This is a genomic window from bacterium (assembly GCA_037131655.1).
Classification (GTDB): domain Bacteria; phylum Armatimonadota; class Fimbriimonadia; order Fimbriimonadales; family JBAXQP01; genus JBAXQP01.
In genome coordinates, this window is sequence record JBAXQP010000209.1 from 1 (window position 1) to 4,763 (window position 4,763).

General features: G+C 47.0%; 6 protein-coding genes. All 6 read right to left on the reverse strand.

The window, feature by feature from the left end:
* Positions 1-142: 142 nt before the first annotated feature.
* The gene (locus WCO51_09700) at positions 143-304 is read right to left on the reverse strand and encodes a hypothetical protein (GenBank protein ID MEI6513531.1); all 162 of its coding nucleotides are present in this window, start codon (positions 302-304) and stop codon (positions 143-145) included.
* An 87-nt stretch (positions 305-391) separates the two neighbouring features.
* Complete coding sequence (locus WCO51_09705; GenBank protein ID MEI6513532.1) at positions 392-1,285, reverse strand: hypothetical protein; 894 nt, start codon at positions 1,283-1,285, stop codon at positions 392-394.
* 753 nt (positions 1,286-2,038) lie between these two features.
* Positions 2,039-2,785 carry a hypothetical protein gene (locus WCO51_09710; GenBank protein ID MEI6513533.1) on the reverse strand — a complete coding sequence of 249 codons (747 nt, stop codon included), beginning with the start codon at positions 2,783-2,785 and terminating at the stop codon, positions 2,039-2,041.
* An 82-nt stretch (positions 2,786-2,867) separates the two neighbouring features.
* Positions 2,868-3,161 (reverse strand): hypothetical protein, encoded by a 294-nt coding sequence (locus WCO51_09715; protein MEI6513534.1) that lies wholly within the window; start codon positions 3,159-3,161, stop codon positions 2,868-2,870.
* A gap of 11 nt (positions 3,162-3,172) precedes the next feature.
* A complete protein-coding gene (locus tag WCO51_09720) occupies positions 3,173-4,135 on the reverse strand; it encodes a hypothetical protein (protein ID MEI6513535.1) in 963 nt (320 codons plus the stop codon).
* On the reverse strand, positions 4,132-4,763 hold a 632-nt coding region (locus WCO51_09725), incomplete at its 5' end, for a hypothetical protein (protein ID MEI6513536.1). The genes WCO51_09720 and WCO51_09725, both read right to left, overlap by 4 nt.

A 4,763-nucleotide genomic window follows, 5' to 3' on the forward strand; every position in this document is an offset into this window, starting at 1 on the left:
GCCCACACAGACGTCGTCAACTAGGCTTATGGTTATGGGGGAAAAGAAAAGCGCCCGAGGATTTCTCCAGGGACGCTGTCTGTTGGACCGGATTGATCAGGTCATAGATTTGCAGGAAGTGGCATGAGCTGGCAGGCCGGGGCTATGCCTTGCGATGGCTCCAGATGGCGAACACAGCGAGCGCGATGGCGATCAGGAACATTGCGTTGAGAGCACTGGTCAGGATTGCGATCTTGACTGACATGGCCCCCACTTGGGCAAAGGCGGCAGCTACAGCAGCAGCGGCGAGGAATGGGATGAACATTGAGGTTCCTTTCGGGGGTATGGGTGGGGACAATGAAAAGCGCCCTGGACCGTAAGCCGAGAGCGCTGTGTGGGGTGACGATTTGGCCTATGCAGGCTTGGCAGGGTTAATGCCAAATATATCAAGCCTATTAAGTGCAGTGAGGTCAATTAGAACTCCGCGTAGTGTCGATAGTGCCATCCCCGAAGGAAACCTAGTATCACTGGGCCACGTAGCTCGAACCTTAATGTAATTTCCAGCAAATTCAGCAAAAATGACGAAGGAATTAACCTTGATAGCACCTTCCGCGTAGCAAAGCGCAGTTGAAATGAATGCTGAGTCAGCGAAGTTTAAGTTATTCTCAACAGCTTCGGTATCTGGCCCCCAAAACTCCTGACTTGATGGTATTGAAAGATCTGGATGACTAGTCACAATATTTTCAAACTCGCCTTTGAACGCATCGGTTAAGTCATTTGAGTGTGCGGTGTATATGTATGCTGTAACATAGAAGTTCGGAATAATTGATTGATAACCAATGCTACAGTTCTCTCCGAGATCATCGTATACGAGTATACTTGTCAAATTCAGAATACCACCAAACTGCTGAGGGAATTTGATTGAAGATAATCTATTAATGTAATATTCGCCATCGACCTTCCATCCAGACTTTTCATGGTTGATATCAACATTCTGAGGTTGGCGATTTGGCACTAATTTGACAACGCATCTGGAATTCTTTTGCTGTGCTATTGCTTTGTGACGGAAAAATAGTCCGAGGCAGACAGTAATAATGCCTATGGGCCAGAAGAGGAATAGAAGGATAGCGCCAATTACTATCAGATATTTGTATAGTTTTCCTCTTGTCGAAAAAAGAGTGGAGTAGATATATATTCCGATGAGCAATACTGGAATTGCAAGAACTGTGATGAGGGCGACATTTAGATAATATGAACTATCTAGCTGGCTAAACACTCTTATACCTTCGAATAATACGCCAAACATGATACTTCCCTATTTTTTGACGCCTAGTGGGTCGAACTTTAAGCAATCAAATGAGTACTCATTTTGAAGCTACGAATATACCTTCCACTGATCTACCCCTCACACTGGCTGGCTAATTTGTGAATATATGAAATAAATTGCAAAGAATAAAGTGAGTGAAAGAAGTACATGGGTGTAGTAATTCGATATAAATCGAAATATCCTATTTTTGTTCTTTCTTTTTAAATATCTTTGAAATTGATTCATTCGAGAGATAGATGTCCTAAGTTTTTTATAGTGGAACAAATTTCTATTTAGGAAGAAAATTGGTTTCCTTATGGGCCTCGTCAACCTTTTATAATAACGCCGGAGACCTTTTACTTCACTCTTTTCTTTTTCAAATTTAATTTGACTATCGATATTTGCCCGTCTAAAAGCAAGCCTATTGCAAATAGCAAATTTCTTGATATTAGGCAAGACAAATTCAAAAAACAGTGACACAAGTAATGCCGCCAAAAGGAATTTCCATGCTATAAGAAAATTCACTGAAATGGTCGATAATAGTTCACTTACTGCAACATTTATATAAGTACCGTACATTTTTGGCTTTATTAATATAATGCGTTGGATTTGTCTGAGAAATACTTTGCGGTGCCGCACAAACCCAGCAGCAGCAAGTCACCCCCTTGACGACCCCGGTATGGTTCGTAATGGTTACTTCGTAACCGCACTTGCTGAACCAGACGTTTGAAGACTGCACACAGTCATTTCGGATCACGGATTCAGGATAGTGTCAGGGGCAATTTCAGGTGCCTTCTTCCCGTTAACCAATCTTCTGCCATCGGAGAGGAAATACAGCGCTACTACGTACAGAAACAGTCCCAGGACACCCATCGGATATGCTGTTAGCGAAAAGCTGCTTCGAATAATGATATATAGCAAACTTCGGTCAAGAAACGAGAACGCAGAGAACGCGACTACAACTGTCAAGATAATAGAAACGGGAATTGTGCGTCGCATTTTTGTTGGCGCCCAGCGAATAAGATACATTGCAAAAGACAAAGCCAGGATGTTTGTCGCCAGAAAAGCACAGAGATAGGGTATTATTCTTTCGAATGCAGTTGAGAAATGACATTTAACCTTTTCGCGCCACCCAATAATCTTTTCAAGAAGTATCTTTTTTGCAGGACTATCAAATTCTGATTCAACAGGTGGTCTATCGACACAGGGACTGGTGCTTTTCGTAAGTGACGCCACGTATTCAAGCGGATCTCTCCTGTACGAAGCTACTTCCTCCCGAGCTACTGCAATTATGTGCTTGGGTATTATCAATTCGATGAGGGGGACCTTTAAGGCAGTCTCAGCTACATCAACTGTGGGCTTAAGCTTCTTCGCTAAGTCATTATTGATCGTTGACCGAAAATACTCCCTTACAGTTGGTTGAAATATTGTGATTGACACAAGACAAGTCAAGCATAACGCGAGTGCAATGGCTTGGATAACAAAAAGTGCTTTTTTCATAGTACAGGTCTCTGATTTGAATATCGGAATATTGCCGCCGATTCTTGGATGGCAAAGTAAGCGCCTACCAGATCATCAATGTTCACGTGCCAAGCAATGCGAAAAGCATGAATACACAGACCGGCAAGACCACTATCCACCCCCAAGAATCCTGATGTTCAAATGCCAGAACTAGCACTCCAGCAGCGAACAGGGAAATGGAAGTAAAACCTAAGAATCCGTCCTTGAGCCGGGATCGCAATTTGCCCCCATAACTTCTAAATCGTTCGACTCCGAACTCATTGGTTCGATCAAACTTTCGCTTCCGTCTCTTGAGCCAAAGTCCTGCGCCGATGGCGACAAGAGCAACACCCATTAGATCGGCGCTCCAGGTCATCTCTCTTTTCCTTAGGTGCTCGAAGCTTTTCTACTGCCGGGCGTCCACTGGGGCAACTGAAACACGGCCCTTGCAATGCCATACAGACCCCATAGGAGCAGGAGCGGAATAACCAAGGTTTGGAGCAGGAAGATACCCATAAGTCGGACCATGTGCTCCGTCGCCTGTTCAGCCGCAGCCTTCATTTCTTCAAAGCGCCCCGTGAAGTCAGGAAGCTTCGGTATGGTCAGCGTTGGTAAAGGCGGCAGATTGATTGTCGGCAGGGTTGGCATACTTGGCAGATGTGGCTTCCACCATGATCCGGATTTAGCGGGGGCTGCAGATGCTGGCAATGCTGGTGCTGATGCTACGGGTGCTGGTGCCGCGGGCGCCGGAATCGGTGCTGGTGCCGGTGAAGATAACGTGACCTTAGCCGCTTTACCCATGGCGGTATCTATTGCGCTCTGACTCGCTTCATATTCGGACGCCATGAACGTCTCAGCGAGAAAGTCGGAACCTAGGGCAACTGATGGGACGGCGAACCGAAGCATAAGCAGCACGACCAGAAGTTTGGAAATCAATGCCGGAGGCTGTCGCTTCAAGAAGAAGAACGAAGCCCACCCAACCGCTGTGATTGTGAGGACCAGCTTAATCAACCAGTAGCTACTCATCGCAATGAGCACCTTTTGGATTCCGAAAGAGACACTGGCCACCAGCATGAGATCGGAAAAGTGCTTCACCAATTCATTGATGGGTGCTAGCACTTGGCCCGGCGCAAATGTGGCACCGATCCCTGCCGGCATGATGTCGATCTGTGTGCCCTGCAGGACTGAGATGACACCGCTGATGGCCCTGGCGCTGGCAAAGCTGACCAATGCCCTCTTGAGTCCAGCGTCCACCTGCTGCGTGGCCGGAGCGTCGAGCGGCGCCAACCATGAGGCAATCAATAGCGCCAGCAAACAAAGAAGCAGAGCCGCTTGACGTGCGATTTTCATTTTGTGATCCCTTGAGGTTGCATACCGGCTTGTCTATTGGTCATGTCGGCAGAATCAAAGGCGTCCGACCTTGCAAGCATTAGGGCGCCCACACTATGCAGGAAACACCAGACCGACAGCAAGATGCCGACGATCAGAAGTATTAGCCCAACATTTCCGACCGTATCAACCTGTGCGCTAACACGGCTCAGATTTTCTGATGTTGATTTCAAATCCGCGATTGCCTTGGGCAGGTCTTGTGTCTTTATCCGTGTGAGTGTCTTCTCGACTTCTGTCAGCACCAAGAGCGCTTGATCAGCTGTCGCAATGAACGCTGAACTTAGATTTTTTGCATCGCGACTTATCGCATCCGAAACGCCAGACAGGCTGGCACTGATGGCCTTTATCTCATGGGCGTTGTCCTTAAGCTCTTGCCCCTTCTTGGCCATTGGCTGCGACATCACGATGACGGGCTTCATGCCGACCATTTGAATTCCGGTTGGTAGTGAAAGGCGCAACAGTCCGTCGCCCAGTGACTCAATCGAGTTACCCAATTTCGCCGTTACCACTGACGCCGAACGCAAGCCGTCTGCGTATTGGGGGCCAAGTTTTGTTTGGTTCTCGGCAGCTACGCGAAGCTCATTGACGA

Coding starts and splice junctions, on each gene's coding strand:
- WCO51_09705 (MEI6513532.1), bottom strand. CDS start 1,285: ATGTTTGGCGTATTATTCGAAGGTATAAGAGTGTTTAGCCAGCTAGAT.
- WCO51_09710 (MEI6513533.1), bottom strand. CDS start 2,785: ATGAAAAAAGCACTTTTTGTTATCCAAGCCATTGCACTCGCGTTATGC.
- WCO51_09700 (MEI6513531.1), bottom strand. CDS start 304: ATGTTCATCCCATTCCTCGCCGCTGCTGCTGTAGCTGCCGCCTTTGCC.
- WCO51_09715 (MEI6513534.1), bottom strand. CDS start 3,161: ATGACCTGGAGCGCCGATCTAATGGGTGTTGCTCTTGTCGCCATCGGC.
- WCO51_09720 (MEI6513535.1), bottom strand. CDS start 4,135: ATGAAAATCGCACGTCAAGCGGCTCTGCTTCTTTGTTTGCTGGCGCTA.